This window comes from Nonomuraea sp. NPDC049400 (genome assembly GCF_044466425.1).
Classification (GTDB): domain Bacteria; phylum Actinomycetota; class Actinomycetes; order Streptosporangiales; family Streptosporangiaceae; genus Nonomuraea.
Genome location: NZ_JBITMP010000027.1, coordinates 33,458 through 50,286, shown reverse-complemented (window position 1 = coordinate 50,286; position 16,829 = coordinate 33,458). Strand labels below are relative to the sequence as shown.

At 70.6% G+C, this 16,829-nt stretch carries 17 protein-coding genes; 10 read left to right on the top strand and 7 right to left on the bottom strand.

Features of this window, described 5'->3' with window-relative positions; all coding sequences use genetic code 11:
* The first annotated feature begins 52 nt into the window (after positions 1-52).
* Complete coding sequence (locus ACIBVN_RS35035; RefSeq protein WP_397143867.1) at positions 53-1,186, top strand: M20 family metallopeptidase; 1,134 nt, start codon at positions 53-55, stop codon at positions 1,184-1,186.
* Here the strand turns inward: ACIBVN_RS35035 and ACIBVN_RS35030 are convergent.
* Positions 1,183-2,214: an ROK family transcriptional regulator gene (locus ACIBVN_RS35030; protein WP_397143865.1), complete on the bottom strand. Its 1,032-nt coding sequence runs from the start codon at positions 2,212-2,214 to the stop codon at positions 1,183-1,185. The two genes, ACIBVN_RS35035 and ACIBVN_RS35030, sit on opposite strands and share 4 nt — an antisense overlap.
* Positions 2,215-2,278: 64 nt before the next feature.
* Between ACIBVN_RS35030 and ACIBVN_RS35025 the strand changes: the two genes are divergently transcribed.
* Together ACIBVN_RS35025 and ACIBVN_RS35020 are read left to right on the top strand one after the other, a co-directional pair.
* On the top strand, positions 2,279-3,451 hold the full coding sequence (locus ACIBVN_RS35025; protein ID WP_397143863.1) for an MFS transporter: 1,173 nt from the start codon (positions 2,279-2,281) through the stop codon (positions 3,449-3,451).
* A complete protein-coding gene (locus ACIBVN_RS35020) occupies positions 3,438-4,355 on the top strand; it encodes an aminoglycoside phosphotransferase family protein (RefSeq protein WP_397143861.1) in 918 nt (305 codons plus the stop codon). Before ACIBVN_RS35025 ends, ACIBVN_RS35020 begins: the two co-directional genes overlap by 14 nt.
* A gap of 8 nt (positions 4,356-4,363) precedes the next feature.
* Here ACIBVN_RS35020 and ACIBVN_RS35015 read toward each other — a convergent pair whose 3' ends face one another.
* Positions 4,364-4,954, bottom strand: coding sequence for a TetR/AcrR family transcriptional regulator (locus tag ACIBVN_RS35015; protein ID WP_397143859.1), 591 nt, complete (start codon positions 4,952-4,954; stop codon positions 4,364-4,366).
* A 118-nt stretch (positions 4,955-5,072) separates the two neighbouring features.
* On the opposite strand from ACIBVN_RS35015, the gene ACIBVN_RS35010 reads away from it, so the two are divergent.
* Positions 5,073-5,888 (top strand): SDR family NAD(P)-dependent oxidoreductase, encoded by an 816-nt coding sequence (locus ACIBVN_RS35010; protein WP_397143857.1) that lies wholly within the window; start codon positions 5,073-5,075, stop codon positions 5,886-5,888.
* 161 nt (positions 5,889-6,049) lie between these two features.
* The gene (locus ACIBVN_RS35005; protein WP_397143855.1) at positions 6,050-6,691 is read left to right on the top strand and encodes a carboxymuconolactone decarboxylase family protein; all 642 of its coding nucleotides are present in this window, start codon (positions 6,050-6,052) and stop codon (positions 6,689-6,691) included.
* A gap of 94 nt (positions 6,692-6,785) precedes the next feature.
* On the opposite strand, the gene ACIBVN_RS35000 is transcribed toward ACIBVN_RS35005, so the two are convergent.
* Entirely contained in the window at positions 6,786-7,181 is a 396-nt protein-coding gene (locus tag ACIBVN_RS35000) for a nuclear transport factor 2 family protein (RefSeq protein WP_397143853.1), read from the bottom strand.
* Between the two features lie 212 nt (positions 7,182-7,393).
* Here ACIBVN_RS35000 and ACIBVN_RS34995 point away from each other — a divergent pair, with 212 nt between their 5' ends.
* A complete protein-coding gene (locus tag ACIBVN_RS34995) occupies positions 7,394-7,954 on the top strand; it encodes a carboxymuconolactone decarboxylase family protein (protein ID WP_397143851.1) in 561 nt (186 codons plus the stop codon).
* A complete protein-coding gene (locus ACIBVN_RS34990; RefSeq protein ID WP_397143849.1) occupies positions 7,951-9,480 on the top strand; it encodes an NAD(P)-binding domain-containing protein in 1,530 nt (509 codons plus the stop codon). Before ACIBVN_RS34995 ends, ACIBVN_RS34990 begins: the two co-directional genes overlap by 4 nt.
* A gap of 33 nt (positions 9,481-9,513) precedes the next feature.
* On the opposite strand, the gene ACIBVN_RS34985 is transcribed toward ACIBVN_RS34990, so the two are convergent.
* From ACIBVN_RS34985 to ACIBVN_RS34970, 4 genes are all read right to left on the bottom strand, one after another.
* On the bottom strand, positions 9,514-10,650 hold the full coding sequence (locus ACIBVN_RS34985; RefSeq protein ID WP_397143847.1) for a glutamate--cysteine ligase: 1,137 nt from the start codon (positions 10,648-10,650) through the stop codon (positions 9,514-9,516).
* A gap of 93 nt (positions 10,651-10,743) precedes the next feature.
* Positions 10,744-11,223 (bottom strand): trypsin-like peptidase domain-containing protein, encoded by a 480-nt coding sequence (locus ACIBVN_RS34980; protein ID WP_397143845.1) that lies wholly within the window; start codon positions 11,221-11,223, stop codon positions 10,744-10,746.
* Positions 11,224-11,410: 187 nt separating this feature from the next.
* The gene (locus ACIBVN_RS34975) at positions 11,411-11,635 is read right to left on the bottom strand and encodes a hypothetical protein (RefSeq protein ID WP_397143843.1); all 225 of its coding nucleotides are present in this window, start codon (positions 11,633-11,635) and stop codon (positions 11,411-11,413) included.
* A gap of 164 nt (positions 11,636-11,799) precedes the next feature.
* On the bottom strand, positions 11,800-11,967 hold the full coding sequence (locus tag ACIBVN_RS34970) for a hypothetical protein (protein ID WP_397143841.1): 168 nt from the start codon (positions 11,965-11,967) through the stop codon (positions 11,800-11,802).
* A 517-nt stretch (positions 11,968-12,484) separates the two neighbouring features.
* On the opposite strand from ACIBVN_RS34970, the gene ACIBVN_RS34965 reads away from it, so the two are divergent.
* The 3 genes from ACIBVN_RS34965 to ACIBVN_RS34955 all read left to right on the top strand — a co-directional run bounded on the left by ACIBVN_RS34965 (position 12,485) and on the right by ACIBVN_RS34955 (position 16,829).
* Positions 12,485-13,543, top strand: coding sequence for an LLM class flavin-dependent oxidoreductase (locus ACIBVN_RS34965; protein ID WP_397143839.1), 1,059 nt, complete (start codon positions 12,485-12,487; stop codon positions 13,541-13,543).
* Between the two features lie 2 nt (positions 13,544-13,545).
* Entirely contained in the window at positions 13,546-15,030 is a 1,485-nt protein-coding gene (locus tag ACIBVN_RS34960) for an AMP-binding protein (protein WP_397143837.1), read from the top strand.
* 197 nt (positions 15,031-15,227) lie between these two features.
* Positions 15,228-16,829, top strand: a complete 1,602-nt coding sequence (locus ACIBVN_RS34955; RefSeq protein ID WP_397143835.1) for a hypothetical protein — start codon at positions 15,228-15,230, stop codon at positions 16,827-16,829.

The following is a 16,829-nucleotide window of genomic DNA, read 5'->3' as shown; positions in this document are numbered from 1 at the left end:
TATGGGGAAAAGGAGACGGGCTAGTGCCGGCTGATTCATCGGAAGGGTACCCGTGTTGATCACCGACTGGACCCGGCAGGCCCTCCCGGCCATGCTCGACGACCTCAAGTCCGCCGTGGAGCTGGAGACCTACAGCTATGACAAGCCCCTGCTGGTCAAGGGGCTGCGCGCGATCCGCGCCCGGGCCGTCGAACGCCTCGGCACGCCGGACGAGGAGGTGCTGCACATCGGCGGGCCGCACGGCGACATCCTGGAGCTGATGTACGAGGGCACCGCGCCGGGGACCGTGCTCATGCTCTGCCACTACGACACCGTCTGGCCGACGGGGACGCTCGCCGAGTGGCCGTTCGCGGTGAAGGACGGCAAGGCCACGGGGCCGGGCGTGTTCGACATGAAGACGGGCCTCGTCCAGTCGATCTGGGCGCTGCGCGGTCTGCGGGAGCTGGGGCTGCCGCATCCGAGCGTGCGGTTCCTGTTCAACGGGGATGAGGAGATCGGCAGCCCGACCTCGCGCAAGCACATCGAGAACGCGAGCGCGGACGCGCTGGCGAGCCTGGTCTTCGAGGCGTCACTCGACGGCGCGCTCAAGACCGCCCGCAAGGGCGTGGGGCTGTTCAACGTGAACGTGATCGGGGTGGAGGCGCACGCCGGGCTCGACCCGTACGCGGGGGCGAGCGCGATCCACGCCCTGGCCGAGATCGTCACCACGGTGGCCAGGACCGGCTCCCGCGAGCGCGGGACCACCGTGAACGTCGGGCTGATCACCGGCGGCACCGGGCGCAACGTGGCGGCCGGGCACGCCAGCTGCGGCATCGACGTACGCGTGGCGGAACCGGCCGAGATGGGGCGGATCGACGACGTGTTCGCCGCGCTGAGGGCGTCGGATCCGCGGGTGTCGATCTCCGCCACCGGGGGCTGGAACCGGCCGCCCATGACGCCCAACCCGTCCTCGCGGCGGCTGTTCAAGGAGGCGCGGGAGGTGGCGGCCGGGTTCGGGTGGCTGCTGGAGGAGGCGTCGGTGGGTGGCGCCAGCGACGGGAACTTCGTCTCCGCGCTGGGGCGGCCCGTGCTGGACGGGATGGGGGCCGTGGGGGACGGTGCGCACGCGCGGCACGAGCACGTGCTGGTGGAGCACATCCCGGAGCGTACGGCGCTGGCGATGGGGCTGATCACAGCCCTCGCCTAATGGGAGCCGAAGACGTGGTCCCGGGCGAGGTCCAGGGCGGTCAGCACGGCGCCTTGCAGCACCGCGTTGCCCTTGACCGTGCTGGCGCGGACCTCGGTCGGCGTCGGAGCCCGCAGGTGCCCGGCGACCAGCTCGGCCAGCTCGTCCCCGCCCTCATGGCCCGTCGAGCCGCCGAGGACGACGAGCCCGGGGTCGAGCAGGGTGGCGAAGGCGAAGGCGCCGTGCGCGATCCGCCGGGCCAGCTCGTCCCGCCCGAGCCCCCGTACGACGCCGGCGTCCACCAGGTCACAGAAGGACACGCCCCCCACCTCGAGGAACCCGATCTCGCCCGCGCCGCCCGACACCCCCCGGCGCAACCGCCCCCCGAGCACGACCGCCGCCCCCACGCCGTCGTCCAGCCAGAGCAGCACGAAGTCCTCGCTCCCCGCCGCGGCTCCGGTGCGGAGCTCGGCGACGGCGGCGAGGTTCACCTCGTTCTCCAAGGTCACCGGCACGCCCAAGCGCTCGCGTACGGACGCCATCATGCCGCGCCGCCATCCGGGCACGTCGTTGGGCGACACCAGCTCCCCGTCACGCGGGTCGACCAGCCCTGGCGCGCCGACCACGACCGTGTCCAGCGCGCGCTGCCCCACCGCGTCCCCGACCACCTTCGCGATGAGGTCCGCCAGGTCTGCTCGCGCGCCGATCGTCGTCCTGGCCTCGCTGACCACTCGCCCGGTGAGGTCGGCGACCGTGACGTTGACGGCGTCGCGGCGTACGTCAACCCCGGCCACGTGGGCACGGTCGGCCACGAGCCCGTACAGGCGCGCGTTCGGGCCCCGCCGGTCCTCCCCGGTCTCGCCCGTGACCTCGACGAGGCCGCCTGCCTTGAGCCGCTCGATCAGGTCGGACACGGTTGGCCTGGACAGCCCGGTCATCGTGCGGAGCTGGGGCGCGGTCAGCGGCCCGTGCTCCAGCAGCAGGTCGAGCGCCAGCCGGTCATTGATCGCCCGGGCCATGGCCGGGGTCGCCGTCTTCACGACCCTCATAATAGTCAGGGAGCCTGCCTAAAACCTATTTCCATCAGGAAGCCTGCCTGATAATTTGCGGGACGTGAGCCATCATCGTGCGATCGCGGCCGTCTTCGCCGCGCACGGCGCCGTCGCCGGCAGCCTGTCCACGCGCATCCCCTGGATCCAGGAGCACCTGCACCTCAGCCCCGGCACCCTCGGCCTCGCGCTGCTGTGTCCGTCGATCGGCGCCTTCGTGGGCATGCCGATGGCCGGCCGCCTCGCCTACCGCTTCGGCAACCGCGCCGCCACGCGCGCCCTCCTCGCGCTGTGGTGCGCCGGACTGGCGCTGCCCGCCCTCGCGCCGTCGCCCATGTGGCTGTTCGGGGCATTCCTGCTGTTCGGGGCGGCGGCGGGCATGTGCGACGTCGCGATGAACGCGCACGCCGTCGTCCTCGAACGGCACCTGGGCCGCTTGATCATGTCAGGGCTGCACGGCATGTGGTCCGTCGGCAGTCTGGCCGCCGGCGGTGTCGGCGCCCTGGCCGCCCACGCGGGCATCGACGCCCGGATCCACCTCGGGGCCATGTCGCTCGCGTTACTCGGCCTCGGGGCGGTGGCCGGCCGCGGCCTCCTCCCCGACAGCGGGATGGCGGGTTCCGTGCCCGACGCGCCCCCGCCGCGGCGCTTCGCGCTGCCCACGCGCGCGATCCTGGCCATCGGGCTGGTCGGGTTCTGCGCGACGTTCGCCGAGGGGGCCAGCTCGAACTGGGCCGCCGTCTACCTCACCGCCGTCGCCGACGCCGGTCCCGGGCTGGCCGCCGCCGGATACACCGTCTTCATGCTCTGCATGGCGAGCGCGCGACTGCTGGGCGACCGCGCGATCCGCCGCCTCGGTCCGGTGGCGACCGTGAGGGCGGGCGGGGCGCTCGCGGCGGCCGGCGGCGTCCTCGTGGTCGCGGCCCGCACGCCCGCGCTCGGCATCGCCGGGTTCGCCCTGGTCGGACTGGGAGTGGCGGTGATCGTGCCACTCGTGATCGCGGCGGCGGGCAACGCGGGCACGACTCCGGGCGAGGGCGTGGCCGGCGTGGCGACGATCACGTACATGTCGGGCCTGATCGCCCCTGCCGTGACGGGCTGGGTCGCGGGCGCGCTCAGCTACCCCGCCGCGTTCGCGATGATCACCGGCGTGGTCGTGCTGCTGACATTGCTCGCCCCGGTCCTGCGCCCTTCCCCCACCTCTCAGCCAGAAGGAGCCGTCCGTGTCGACGTCTGACCCCCAGGACCCGCTGATCGACGAGGCCCTCGTACGCCGCCTGCTCGCGGCGCAGTTCCCCCAGTGGGCGGGCCTGCCCCTCCGCCCCGTGCCGCGGTCCGGGATGGACAACGCGACGTTCCGGCTCGGGGACGACATGTCCGTACGTCTGCCCCGCTACCGCCGGTGGGTCGGGCAGGCGGAGCGCGAGCACCGCTGGCTGCCGCGGATCGCCCCGCACCTGCCGCTGCCGATCTCCGAGCCGCTCGCGAAGGGCGAGCCCGGCGAAGGCTATCCCTTCCCCTGGTCGGTCTACCGGTGGCTGGAAGGCGAGACCACGGAGGAGCTGGCGGATCCCCTCCAGGCGGCCAAGGAACTGGCCGGGTTCCTCCGCGCGCTGCAGGGGATCGACGCGACCGGCGGTCCCGGCCCTTCGTGGAGCAACGCGTTCCGCGGCGTGCCGATGGGCGACGAGCGGGACTCACTGGCCGTCGAGTCCCGCGTCCGCCCCAAGATCGAGGCGCTGCGCGGGATGGCGGACACCGACGCGGTGACCGCCGTGTGGGAGGCGGCCCTGATGGCCCCCGCCTGGGACCGCCCGCCGGTGTGGATCCACGGCGACATCGCCACCGGGAACCTCCTGATCGTCGAGGGCAGGCTGAGCGCCGTCATCGACTTCGGCACGCTCGCCGTCGGCGACCCCGCCGTGGACCTGCTGGCCGCGTGGAAGTTCCTGCCTCCGGAGGCTCGCGGCGTCTTCAGGGAGACGCTCGGCGTGGACGACGCGACCTGGGCGCGGGGCCGCGGCTGGGGCGTCGCGGCGTCGCTCCCGGTGCCTGACGATCCCTACTACGACGACCCGGTACGCGTCGAGGTCGCCCTGCGCCACCTCGACGAGATCATCGCCGACTTCCGTGCCGGCTGAGATCCCGGTCAGTCCGGGCGCAGGGCCTTGAGCGCCAGGTCGACGAGGGCGTCGGCGTACTCCGCGGTGAGCGGGCCAGAGCGGTGCAGCCAGCGCTGGAACAGGGGGGCGTACAGGAGCTCCAGGGCCAGGTCGAGGTCGGCGTCGGCGGCGATCTGGCCGGCCTGCTGCGCGCTGCGCAGCCGGGCCTTCTTGGCCTCGTCGACCGGCCCCGCCAGCTTCTCGCGGTACTGCGCGGCCAGCTCGGGATCGTTGATGATCTCCGTGTTGAGCGCCCTGATCGGCGCCTCGAACTCCGGATCGGCGAACTCGGCCACCGTCGCCCGCATCACCGCCTTGAGATCGGCCTCGACGTCGCCCGTGTCAGGCAGCTCGATGGTGTCGCCGACCTGGCTGAGGGCGAGGAAGGCGTCGAAGACCACGGCCCCCTTGGACCGCCACCAGCGGTAGATCGTCTGCTTGCCCACGCCGGCGCGCGCGGCGATGGCCTCGATCGAGAGCTTGGCGTATCCCACCTCGGAGACCAGCTCGCGGGCCGCGTCGAGGATGGCCTGGCGCGAGCGCTCGCTGCGGCGGGCCGGGTCGGGTCGCTTGGACATGCGGCTCAGCATAGCAGCAGAGCGAGACGAGACGGTCCGTCTTGACAGCGGCCGACGGTCGTATAAAGTGTCGGCTTAGCGAGACGCCGCGTCTCGTCTCGTTCCGAGGAGGATCTTCATGACCCGTGTATGGTTCATCACCGGCGCGTCCCGGGGCCTGGGCAGGGCGTTCGCCGAGGCGGCGCTGGCCGCGGGAGAGCGGGTCGTGGCCACCGCGCGCGACGTCGAGCCGCTGGCCGACCTTTGCCGGAAATATCCCGAAACTCTCGTACGGATGCCGCTCGACGTGTCCGACCGGGCCGCCGTGCACGAGGGCGTGGACCGGGCGGCAGCCGCGTTCGGGCGGCTCGACATCGTGGTCAACAACGCCGGCGGACTGCTGTTCGGCATGCTCGAAGAGGCTACGGAAGAGCAGATCAGGGCCCATTTCGACGTCAACTTCTTCGGCGCGCTCTGGGTGGCCCAGGCCGTCGTCCCGCACCTGCGCGAACAGGGCTCAGGACACATCCTGCAGGTCACCTCGATGGGCTCGGGCGGCGGCGTCGCCTCGGTCGGCCTGTACGCGGCGGGCAAGTCGGCGCTCGACTCGGTCAGCCAGTCGCTGGCCATGGAGGTGGAGCCGTTCGGCATCAAGGTCACCATCCTGCAGATGGGCGGCTACAACACCGGACTGTTCACCACCGGCACCACGGCCACGCAGCCGAACCCCCGCTACGACCCGCTGCGCGCCAAGCTGGCCGAGATGTGGGGCGACGACGCGGGACCCGACCCGAGCACCGCCGCCCCGGTCATCATGGAACTGGTCGACCTGCCGGACCCGCCCCTGCGGCTGATCGTCGGCGGCCACTCCTACGACCTGGTGCAGCAGATGGATCAGGCGCGCGCCGCCGAATACCGCGCCTGGGAACACCTCAGCCGCAAGGCGCCGGGATAAACCCCGCGCGCTAGCCGGACGGCGGCGAAAACACCAGCAGAGGGCATGACAACAAAAGGCCGGCGGCGAACATGAAGCTGCTCCCCGCACGCCCGATTCCGACGGTTCACGCCCCGCAGACTGAAGATGCTGAAACGCGCCAGACGATGAAAAGGGGCGAAATGTCGAATGCACTTTCACCGGCCGTCGCGCACGAGACGCGATGGCCGGCTCGCCTGCGGGAATTCGTCAATCACGCGGGCGAGGCGCGGCCGCACATCACGTTGGCAACCGACGAGCCGGGGATCCGAGGGCTCTTCCGGTACCGTCCGGAGACGGCGCAGCCCCTGGTTCACCTCTCGGAGGTGCTCCTGTGCGGTGACAGCACGCTGAGCCGCGGGGAACGCGAGGTGATCGCGGCGTACGTGTCGTCGCTCAACCGGTGCCGGTTCTGCTTCCACACGCACGCGGCCTTCGCCGCCGTCCGGGTGCCGGAGGGGATGGAGCTGATCGACCAGATCCGCGCCGACCTGGACACCGCGCCGATCAGCGCCAAGCTCAAGGCCCTGCTGGCCATCGCGGGCGCGGTGCAGCGCAGCGGGCAGGAGGTCACCGGCGACCACGTCAACGCGGCGAGGGCGGCGGGCGCCACGGACCTGGAGATCCACGACACCGTGCTGATCGCGGCGGCGTTCTGCATGTACAACCGCTACGTGGACGGCCTGGCCACGCTCGCCTGCGACGACCCCGCGCACTACGCCGAGCGGGCGCAGCTGAGCGGCTATGTGAAGGTGTGGGAGGACGAGCTGGACGAGGCCTGCTGACCCACCTCGTCCGGCCGTTGGACGAGCCTGCTGACCCGCCTCGTCCGACCACTGGACGAGCCCGCTGACCTGCCTCGTCCGGCCGCTGGAGGGGTCAGGCGAAGAACTCGTCGACGGCGTAGGGGTTGTGCGGGAAGCTCGACCGTTCGCTGATCTTGCCGTCGGAGATCCGGAGGAGTTGCACGCCGTGGTCGTCGAGGGTGCGGCCGTCGCGCTCGGCATGGATGCGCAGGACCGCGGCGACGTGGGCCTCGCCGGCGAGGAACCGCTCCGGCTCAAGCCGCAGCGTGCCGGAGGTTGTCTGGGCGAGCCTCGACAGGTAGCCGAGCACCTCTTCCTTGCCGGTGTACTCGCGGGCCAGCGGGCCACGGCCGGGCACGCGGAAGACCACGTCGTCGGCGAGGAGCTGGTCGCGCAGTTGGTCCAGGTCGCCCTTGGCGAGGGCGTCGTAGAAACTGCTGGCGATGGCGATATGGGGATGTTCGGACATGGAAACCGTCCACTCCTAAAAGGGGTTTATGGCGCCTTTCGTGACATTACGCGGCGAGCATGCGGGAAACAAGGGAGACGCAATTTCCACACAACAGACATGCCTGAATGGCGGAAATAAACAGACCGGAAATGGGAGGCGTTGACAGCGCACTCGCCGCGAACCGATCATGAAGATCGCCAGTCGGCTCAATTCCCTGGCAAGGAGGTCGTGTGCCCCATATCGCCATCGAATCCGGCGAGCCCGGGATTCGCGGGTTGTTCGCCTTCCGTCCTGAGACCGCCGGCCCGCTGAACGCGCTGGCCGAGGTGTTGCTGCGCGGCGACAACACGCTGAGCCGCGGCGAGCGCGAGCTGATCGCGGCCTATGTGTCGGGGCTCAACGAGTGCCGGTTCTGCGCGTCCTCGCACTCCGCGTTCGCCGCCGCGCAGCTCTCCGAGGGGATGGCGCTGGTCGGCCAGGTTCGCACCGACCCGGGCAGCGCGCCGATCACGCCCAAGCTCAAGGCTCTGCTGGCGATCGCAGCGGCCGTGCAGAAGAGCGGACGCGACGTCACCGGCAAGCTGGTGGACGCGGCCAAGGCGGAGGGCGCCACCGAGCGGGAGATCCACGACACCGTGCTGATCGCCGCGGCGTTCTGCATGTTCAACCGGTACGTGGACGGCCTGGCCACGGAAACCCCCGAGGACCCTGCGGCCTACGCGAAGTCGGCCGAGCGCATCGTGCAGCACGGCTACACGAGCACCACACCGGCGGCGGGACAGAACGGGTGACGCACGACCACCGCTATCTGATCGTCGGCGCCGGGCCCGGCGGGCTGCAGCTCAGCTACTTCCTGCAGCGTGCCGGGGCCGACTACGTCACGCTGGAGCGGGAGGCCGCGCCCGGCGCGTTCTTCCGCCGCTACCCGCGCCACCGGCGGTTGATCTCGCTGAACAAGGTCCACACCGGCGAGAAGGAGCGGGAGATCCAGCTCCGGTGGGACTGGAACTCCCTGCTCAACGACGATCCCGACCTGATGTTCCCGAGCTACTCCCAGGAGTACTTCCCGCACGCCGACGACCTGGTGCGCTATCTGGCGGACTTCCAGCGCGTCCACGAGCTCAACGTGCGTTACTCCACTCCGGTCGAACGCGTGGCGAAGTCGGACGGCAAGTTCCTGGCCCACGCCGGCGGCCAGGTCTTCCGCGCCGACTGCCTGATCGTCGCCACAGGCTGGGGCGGGCCACACATTCCCGATATTCCGGGTATCGAGCTGGCGACCGGCTACGAGGACGCCCCGACCATCGGGGAGGAGTTCGCCGACCAGCGCGTGCTGATCATCGGCAAGGGCAACTCGGCGTTCGAGACCGCCCAGACGCTGCTGCCGTACGCCTCGGTCATCCACCTGGCCAGTCCCAGCCCGGTACGGCTGGCGTGGACCAGCAAGCATCCGGGACACGTGCGCGGCCAGTACGGCGCCCTGCTGGACAGTTACTGGTTCAAGACCCTGCACGGGGTGCTGGAGTGCACCGTGGACCGGATCTGGCGCGAGGGACCGGGTTTCCGCGCCGCCATCACGTACACGCTGGCCGACGGCGAGCAGGCGGTCCTGGACTACGACGCCGTGCTGCGCTGCACCGGCTTCACCATGGACACCGGCCTGTTCGACGCCTCCTGCCGCCCTGGCCTGGCCCCGGGCGGACGCCTCCCGGCCATCCGCCCCGACTTCCAGTCGGCCGACGTCGAAGGACTGTACTTCGCGGGCACCCTCATGCAGGCACGCGACTTCAAGCGCGCCTCGTCGGCGTTCATCGACGGCTTCCGCTACAACCTGCGCACCCTGACCGCCCTGCTGCGGGAGCGATACGACGGCGTCCCGCTGCCGGCCCACGAGCTGCCCGCCGACGCCGACCGGCTGACCGAGGCCGTGCTCCAGCGGGTCAACCACAGCTCGGCGCTGTGGACCCAGTTCGAGTACCTGGCGGACGCGTACGTGATCGGCCCGACCGTCCAGCGCTACGAGGACCTTCCTGAGGACTACGCGCTGGCCCGCTTCGGCAACTCGGACCTGTGCCTCACCGTCACCCTCCGCTGGGGCCGCCGCGACCATCCCGACGTGTTCGCCATCCAGCGCCACCCCACGCCGGACCGCGCCGACGAGTGCGCCTTCCTGCACCCGGTGGTGCGGGCGTGGCGGCGCGGCGAGCTGATCGCCGAGCAGCACCTCCTGGAGGACGTCCAGGCCCGCTGGCAGCACCCGGTACGGCACGCCGAACCACTGCGCGCCTTCCTGACCGCACAGCTGGCGACTCGCTAGGCGAGAAAGCACCCCCGACAAGATCGGAAGCCGTCAGGCGAGAAACCGCTCGACAAGATCGTCCACCACGCCTTCGAGCGACCCGCGCCGCACGAGGGCGGCGCGCTGCCTGGCCGCCCCGTCACCCGCCGCCCGCAACCACTCCCACCCCCCGGTGACCGCCGCCAGGTCCCCGCTGTCCGCCAGGGCCGGTTCCATGTGCTCCAGCAACTCGCCGACCACCTCGGCGGCCGGGCGCGGGCGGCCCGTGCGCGGATCGACGCCGTGCCCGGCGAGCCCGTCCCTGGCGGCCCGCCAGTAGGCCACCCGCAGCAGCTCGTCCGACACGCGGGGCCCGGGATCCCCCGCTTCCACCCGCCGCAGCGACATGGTGACCAGCGCCCGTACCACGAGCGCCAGGAACACCGACTCCCCCGCCGATGCGGGCACGTCGGCCACGCGCACCTCCACGGTGGGCAACCGCAGCGACGGCCGCGCGTCCCAGAAGGCCGTGGCGGGATCGACCAGCGCGCCGCTCGCGTTCAGCGCCGCGAACAGGCGCTCGAAGTGGTCCAGGCTCTCCAGGTACGGCGGCGGCCCGGCCACCGGCCACTTGCCCCAGGCCAGGATGCGCCAGCCCGCGTAGCCGGTGTCGCGGCCCGCCCAGAAGGGCGAGTTGGCCATGAGCGCGATCAGCGCGGGCAACCAGGGCCGCAGGTGGTTGCAGACCAGCACGGCCCGCTCCCGGTCGGGCAGGTGAACGTGCACGTGCCCGGCACAGATGGCCTGCTCGTCATGGAGCGCCCGATAGTTCGCGATGCCGAGGTCGTAACGGGAATGCTCGGTGATAGGCGGCGGGACCACGTCGCCGAGCACGGGCGTACCGGACGCGATCACGGCCAGCCCCTCGGCCCGGGCGGCGGCGGAGACCGCCGCACGCATCCGCCGCAGCTCCCGCTCCAGCTCGGCAGGTCCGGCGCAGGGCGGCGTCTTGGCCTCCACCTGAAACTGCGTGATCTCGCTTGAGACCCGCTCGCCGAGCTCGGCCGCGGCCCGCTCGATGACTCGGGGCGCCCCCGGCGTCACCGCCCTGGTCTCGGGATCGACGACGAAGTACTCCTCCTCGACCCCCATCAGCGGACAGACCGCATCGAACGGCACGCTCCGCGACGACTCGGCGGCGGCGGTCATTCCGGCTCCCTCGCGTCGGGACGGGACAGCTCCGATCTTGCCCCGCGGTGGTGTCCGCGGTCACGCCTTCGCGCAAAGTGCGCCGCCGCCTCACTAGATGCATCCCTGCGTGGATACGGTCGCGGTGGCGGCCGTGCCGTCCATCGCCGAGCGGATGATTTCTGCGGCTGCAAGCGCGTAGCCGCTGGGCTTACGAATATCACTGGCAAAGACCATGCCGGAGACCGTTCCGTCGGGCCTGAGCAGAGGACCGCCCGGAACCCCTGTCTTGACGGGCGCATGAACGATGTGGACTTCGCGGCGGATTTGGCGCTTGTGGTAGACGTCCGGGCCATACGCGATGGTGCCGCGGCTGACGTTGCCCGACGTCACAGTGAGGTCCTCGCCCTTTGAATATCCAGCGACGATAGCGCTTTCGCCGGGTTTGATCGGACCGAAGACCAGCGATCTTACGCGCAGGCCCGGCACCCGCAGCACGGCGGCATCACGGCTTGGGTCGAAGAGGACGACTCTGCCCTGGTGCTGGCGCAGGATTCCCTCCGGGGAATGGACAGCGTCCGGCGGGCCAAGCACCCCAGGCGACCCGCCCCCCGGCAGGCCGTACAGGGCTTGTACGCGATTCTCAACATCGGACCGGCTTCCACCGCGTCGCAGCCACCCGCGTACTCACCCTCGGAAAGTACCGGAACGGCCCGCCACGGCCACGCCTGCCCGATTTGCCGGAAACACTCAGTTAGATACAGAGAATCGCAGACGCTCACTACCAAGCCTGTTCATAAGGCAGCAGCACCTGCTGATTCTTCCGGTCGATCCGATACTCCGCGATGCCGACTCCCTTGGGGATGAGGATCTCCCGCCAGTCGGGATCGGCGCCGACCTGGTCGCTTCCCGTCAGCCACGGGTCCTCGCAAATGGCGACTGTGAGCGCGGCCACAGTCGAGAACACTTCTGCCGAGACCGATGGGTCGGCAAGCGTGTCAGCCACGACCTCCGAAGGCATGACTGGCCATAGGTCGTCCTCGCTCACTGAGCGCCACGCGCTTGTCGGCGACGTAGGACTTCGTCCATAGTCGTGGTCGGCAGAGTCCCGGCTTCGGCCGCTGCTCGGATGCGGTCACGGTCGGGATCGGTGTCCAGCATGGCCCGGCCTCACCAAGCGTTGAGCACCCCATCCAGTTCAGCGCCCTGCTGGGCTTCAAGAAGTTCGGCGAAGAACTGCGCACGGCGGCTGCCGCGCAGGGCGCCGGAGATGCCGCCGATCGTCCGCGGCACCCTGGGCTGGTCCGGCGTGCCACCGTGGCCAGGCTGAGCGCTCATGACACCACCTTTCACGCTGTCAGGCTACGTCTTGATCTCAACTACTTGCAGGAATCCCGTGGCACCAATGGCGAGGTGTGCCTGTGATCGGCCATTGACAGCGTGCGAGGCGCGGGCGTGGACGCCATCGTGCGCCCTGCCGCGCGGTCTCCGCCGAGCACCATGGCCAACGGCCGGGGAGCGCGAGGGGCCGGCAGGCACCTCGCCGGGTCTCGGGGCGAAGCCTCGAGACCCGATCAGCACGCCCGAGCGCAAGCGAGGACCGCTCGGGGCGGGCTCCAGCAGGCCAAGCCGGTAATCGGGCAACGGGCGGGCGACTGGCGAGCGGAGCGAGCGGGGTTTTCGGGGGGTCGAAGGGGGGCGGAGCCTCCTGGGAGGCGCTGCCCGGAGCTCCCGCCGCGCGAAGCGCGCTCATCAGCGGAGGTCCATGCGTTTCCCCCGGGACTCCCTAGGGCAAGCTGGGTGGGCGTGGTACGCTCCCAAGCGAGCGCTTGGTTTACTTCCGAGGGGCCGCCGCATGAAGTTCTCGACCTTCCACCTCTTCCACCGCTTCGACGGGCAGAGCTTCAAGGACGTCTACGACTACCACCTGGAGCTCATCGAGCTGGCCGAGGAGCTGGGGTTCGACGGGGTGCGGCTGGCCGAGCACCACTTCCGCGACTACGGCGTCGTCCCCAACCTGTTCACCATGCTGGCCCACGCCGCCGCCCGCACCTCCCGCATCAGGCTGGGCACCGGGATCGTGGTGCTGCCCCTGCACAACCCGATCCACGTGGCCGAGGAGGCCGCGCAGGTGGACGTGCTCTCGGGTGGGCGGCTCGACCTGGGGATCGGGCGGGGATACCAGAGCTTCGAGTTCGAGGGGTTCGGGATCGACCTGGCGGAGGCCCGCGACCGGTTCAACGAGGCACTAGAGGTGATCGTCGGGCTCTGGACGCAGGAGTCGTACCAGCACGAGGGGAAGTTCTACAAGACCGGCACGGAGGTCTCGCTCGCGCCCAGGCCGCTGCAGAGCCCGCACCCGCCGCTGCACGTGGCCGCCGTCTCCCCCGAGACCGTGACCATGTACGCCGAGCGCGGGCTGCCCATCCTGGCCGACCCCGCCGCCCCGTTCCGTAAGGTCGTCAAGGCGGCCGAGACCTGGCGGGAGACGGCCGCGCGGGCGGGGCACCCGGCAGGGGCCGACCTGGTGGTGGCGCGCACCGTGTACGTGGCCCCGACGCTGGAGCAGGCCCGCGAAGACCTGGCGAGGTTCGAGGCGTCGTTCGACCGCTCCCGCATCTTCAACGAGAAGAGCGCCCCCATCGACCCCAAGACCGGCAAGGCGGCGCAGGGTTTCGAGTACTACCAGGACCGCTATCTCAAGGGCGGCACGGTGTCGGCCGACTTCCGGTGGGAGCAGCTGGAGGTCATCGGGGACCCGGACCGCGTCATCGAGCAGATCTCGCTGCTCAAGGACGCCGGCTTCACGAACCTCCTGTGCGACTTCGGCAGCACCCGGCCGATGCCGCTAGAGGACATGAAGCGGGTCATGCGCTTCTTCGCGACCGAAGTCATGCCGGCCTTTGGAGACTGAAGATGATCCACAGCCTGTCCCTGTCCGACGTCCTCGCCGACCACGCCCGCAGCCGCCCCCAGGTCACGGCGGTGGTGGACGGTGAGGTGCGGCGCACGTACCCGGAGCTGGACGAGCGGGTGACCCGGCTGGCCGACGCCCTGGCCGGTCGAGGGGCCTCCGCCGGTGACCGGGTGCTGTGGCTCGGCCAGAACTCGCATGCCGTGCTGGAGCTGCTGCTGGCCTGCTCGCGCCTGGGCGCGATCCTCTGCCCGGCGAACTGGCGGCAGTCGGAGGACGAGCTGCGGTTCGTGCTGTCCGATCTGACCCCCGAGGTCGTCGTCTGGGAGCACTCAGAAGCCACCGCCGCCGTGTCCGGGAGCACGTGGGTGCGGGCCGGGGACGAGTACGAGGAGCTGGTGGCGGGCGGCTCGCTGCGGGACTTCCCGCAGGTGGCGGACACCGAGCCGGTCCTCGCCCTCTACACGGCCGCCTTCGCGGGGCGGCCCAGCGCCGCACTGCTCAGCAGCGCCGCGCTCGTCGCCCACAGCGCCTCGCTCCTGGTCGTGCGCCAGATGGAGCCCGGTTTCACGTTCCTCAACAACGGGCCGCTCTTCCACGTGGGCACGATGATGTTCTGCCTGGCCACGCTCCAGATCGGCGGCACGAACGTGTTCACGCCCGCCTTCGACGCCGAGGAGGTCTGCCGGCTGATCGACGCCGAGCGGGTGACGCAGGCGTTCCTGTTCGGGCAGATGATCGACGCGGTGGCGGCCGCGAACGCGGGCGGCAAGTACGACCTGTCGTCGCTGAGGTTCGTCTCCCACTCGGCCGAATGGGACGACATGATCACCGTCGACGACTCTCCCTGGTGCCGGTCCAAGATGGGCGGGTACGGGCAGACCGAGGTGGGGGGCATGCTCACGTTCCTCGGGCTGGCGGAGGGCGGCGCCGGGTTCGCGGGCCGCCCCTCTCCGCTGGTCCAGGTACGGATCCTGGCCCCGGACGGCGCCGAGGTCCCGCCGGGCGAGGTGGGCGAGATCTGCGCCCGCGGCAAGACCCTCTTTTCCGGATATTTCGACCGACCCGACTTAAATGCGGCCAAGTCGGCGTTCGGCTGGCACCACACCGGCGACCTCGGCCGCCGCGAACCCGACGGCACCATCACCTTCATCGGCCCCAAACTTCGGATGATCAAGTCGGGCGCCGAGAACATCTACCCCGCCGAGGTCGAACGCGCACTCAAGTCCCACCCGGCCGTGGCCGACGCCGCGGTGATCGGCGTCCCGGACCCGGCCTGGCACCAGGCGGTCAAGGCCGTGGTCGCGCTCAAGCCGGACGCCACCGTCACTCAGGACGAGCTGGTCGAGCACGTCAAGTCGCAGGTGGCGTCGTACAAGAAGCCCAAGGAGGTGGCGTTCGTGGACGCGATACCCAAGCGCGGCTTCACCCCCGACTACGACGCCCTGGACGCCGCCCACGGCGGAGGGAACTACCCCGGGACGTAGCGACCGGGACAGGCGACCGCACCGGGACGGCCATGGCACGTGAGCACGTGCCATGGCCGTCTCCTTTCCTGCGGTGACCCGGGCGAGCAGGAGACTGTTGACGGACATCCGATGTTTCGTCTACGTTGCCGTGCATATCGGGTTGCGAAATATTTCGCAACTCCGCTTCCGCTCGAGGTAAGGCCAGGAATGAGCCCATGACTTACGATTTCAGCCGCCGCGCCCTGCTGGCGGCGGGCGGCACGTTCGCGCTGAGCAGCGTGGCAGGCATGGCGGGCGTGGCGTCCGCGCACGCCGGCTCCTGGCGTTCGACGCTCGTGTACCGCGAGCGCGGCAGGCTCGTCTACGCCGAGGACGCCGAGCACAACCGCGTTCCGGACTTCAGTCACGCCGGCTACCGCAACGGCGAACGGCCGCTGCCGCACCTGCCGGTGGTCAAGACGATCAGGCCGATCGAGGGTGACAACACCGCCCACATCCAGTCCGCGCTCGACGAGATCGCGGCGTTGCCCGAGCATCGGCGCGGGGCACTGCTGCTCCTGCCGGGCCGCTACCCGGTGTCGGGGACGATCTACGTACGTTCCGGCAGGACCGTGCTGCGCGGCTCCGGAGACGGCGAGGACGCGGCCGAGAACACGGTCATCATGGCCACCGCCGCGGGGCCGGCGAACCGCACGGTGATCGTCGCGGGCGGCACGGGCCCGGTCAACTGGTCGGCCTGGCGGACCGAGGTGCCGGGGACCCGTACCGACATCGTCTCCGACTTCGTCCAGGTGGGCTCGCGCACGTTCGAGGTCGCCGACGCGCGCGGGCTGCGGCCCGACGACCACGTCATCGTCTTCCATCCCTGCTCGGAGGGGTGGCTGAAGGCCATCGACCACGGCGGGCACGACACCGGACGGCCGTGGTACGTGGACGAGGAGCCGATCCTCTACAACCGTTACGTCACCGACATCACCGGCAACCGGGTGACCGTCGACGCGCCGGTGCTCAACCACCTGAACCGGTCGCTGTCCCAGTCGTACCTCTACAAGACCGACCGGGCAGGCGTGATCTCCCAGGTCGGCGTGGAGCGGCTGCGGGTGGACGTCGAGTTCGGCGGTGATCCGTTCGCGCAGAAGTCGGCGGTGCAGAACGCCATCCGCGTCTTCCGGGCCGAGGACGCCTGGATCCGCGACTGCACGGCGCTGCGGTTCTGGCAGGTCGGCATGGAGGCGTGGGAGGCCACCCGGGTCACGGTCGACAACTGCCGCGCGCTGGAGCCGACCGGCTCGACCTCCGAGGGCGGGAACCGCTACAACTTCTGCGCCCACCCGTTCGCGCAACTCGTGCTCTTCAAGGACTGCCACGGCAACAAGGCGAGGCACACGTTCATCGTGAACGGGGCCGCCTCCGCCTCGGGGATCGTCTTCCTGCGCGGGACCTCGGAGGAGACGTACAACACCAGCGAGGGCCACCGGCGCTGGAGCACGGGACTGCTCTTCGACGGTCACCGCGAGGTCGATCCGCACCGCACGCTGACGCTCGGGCTGTACAACCGCGGCTGGTGGGGGACCTCGCACGGCTGGTCGGCGGCCCATTCCGTGGCCTGGGGTTGCGACATGTCCGGCACCCAGATCGTCGTGCAGAAGCCGCCCACCGGGCAGAACTACGTCGTCGGCGCCAGGAACGCCATGGTGAACGCCGACGGCCCGTTCGCGCACCCGATCGGCCACGTCGAGGGCACCGGCGAGGCCGACCCGCAGATCCCGTCGTTGTACGAGGCCCAGCTCCACGAGAGAGGTTTCCGCCACGTTTAG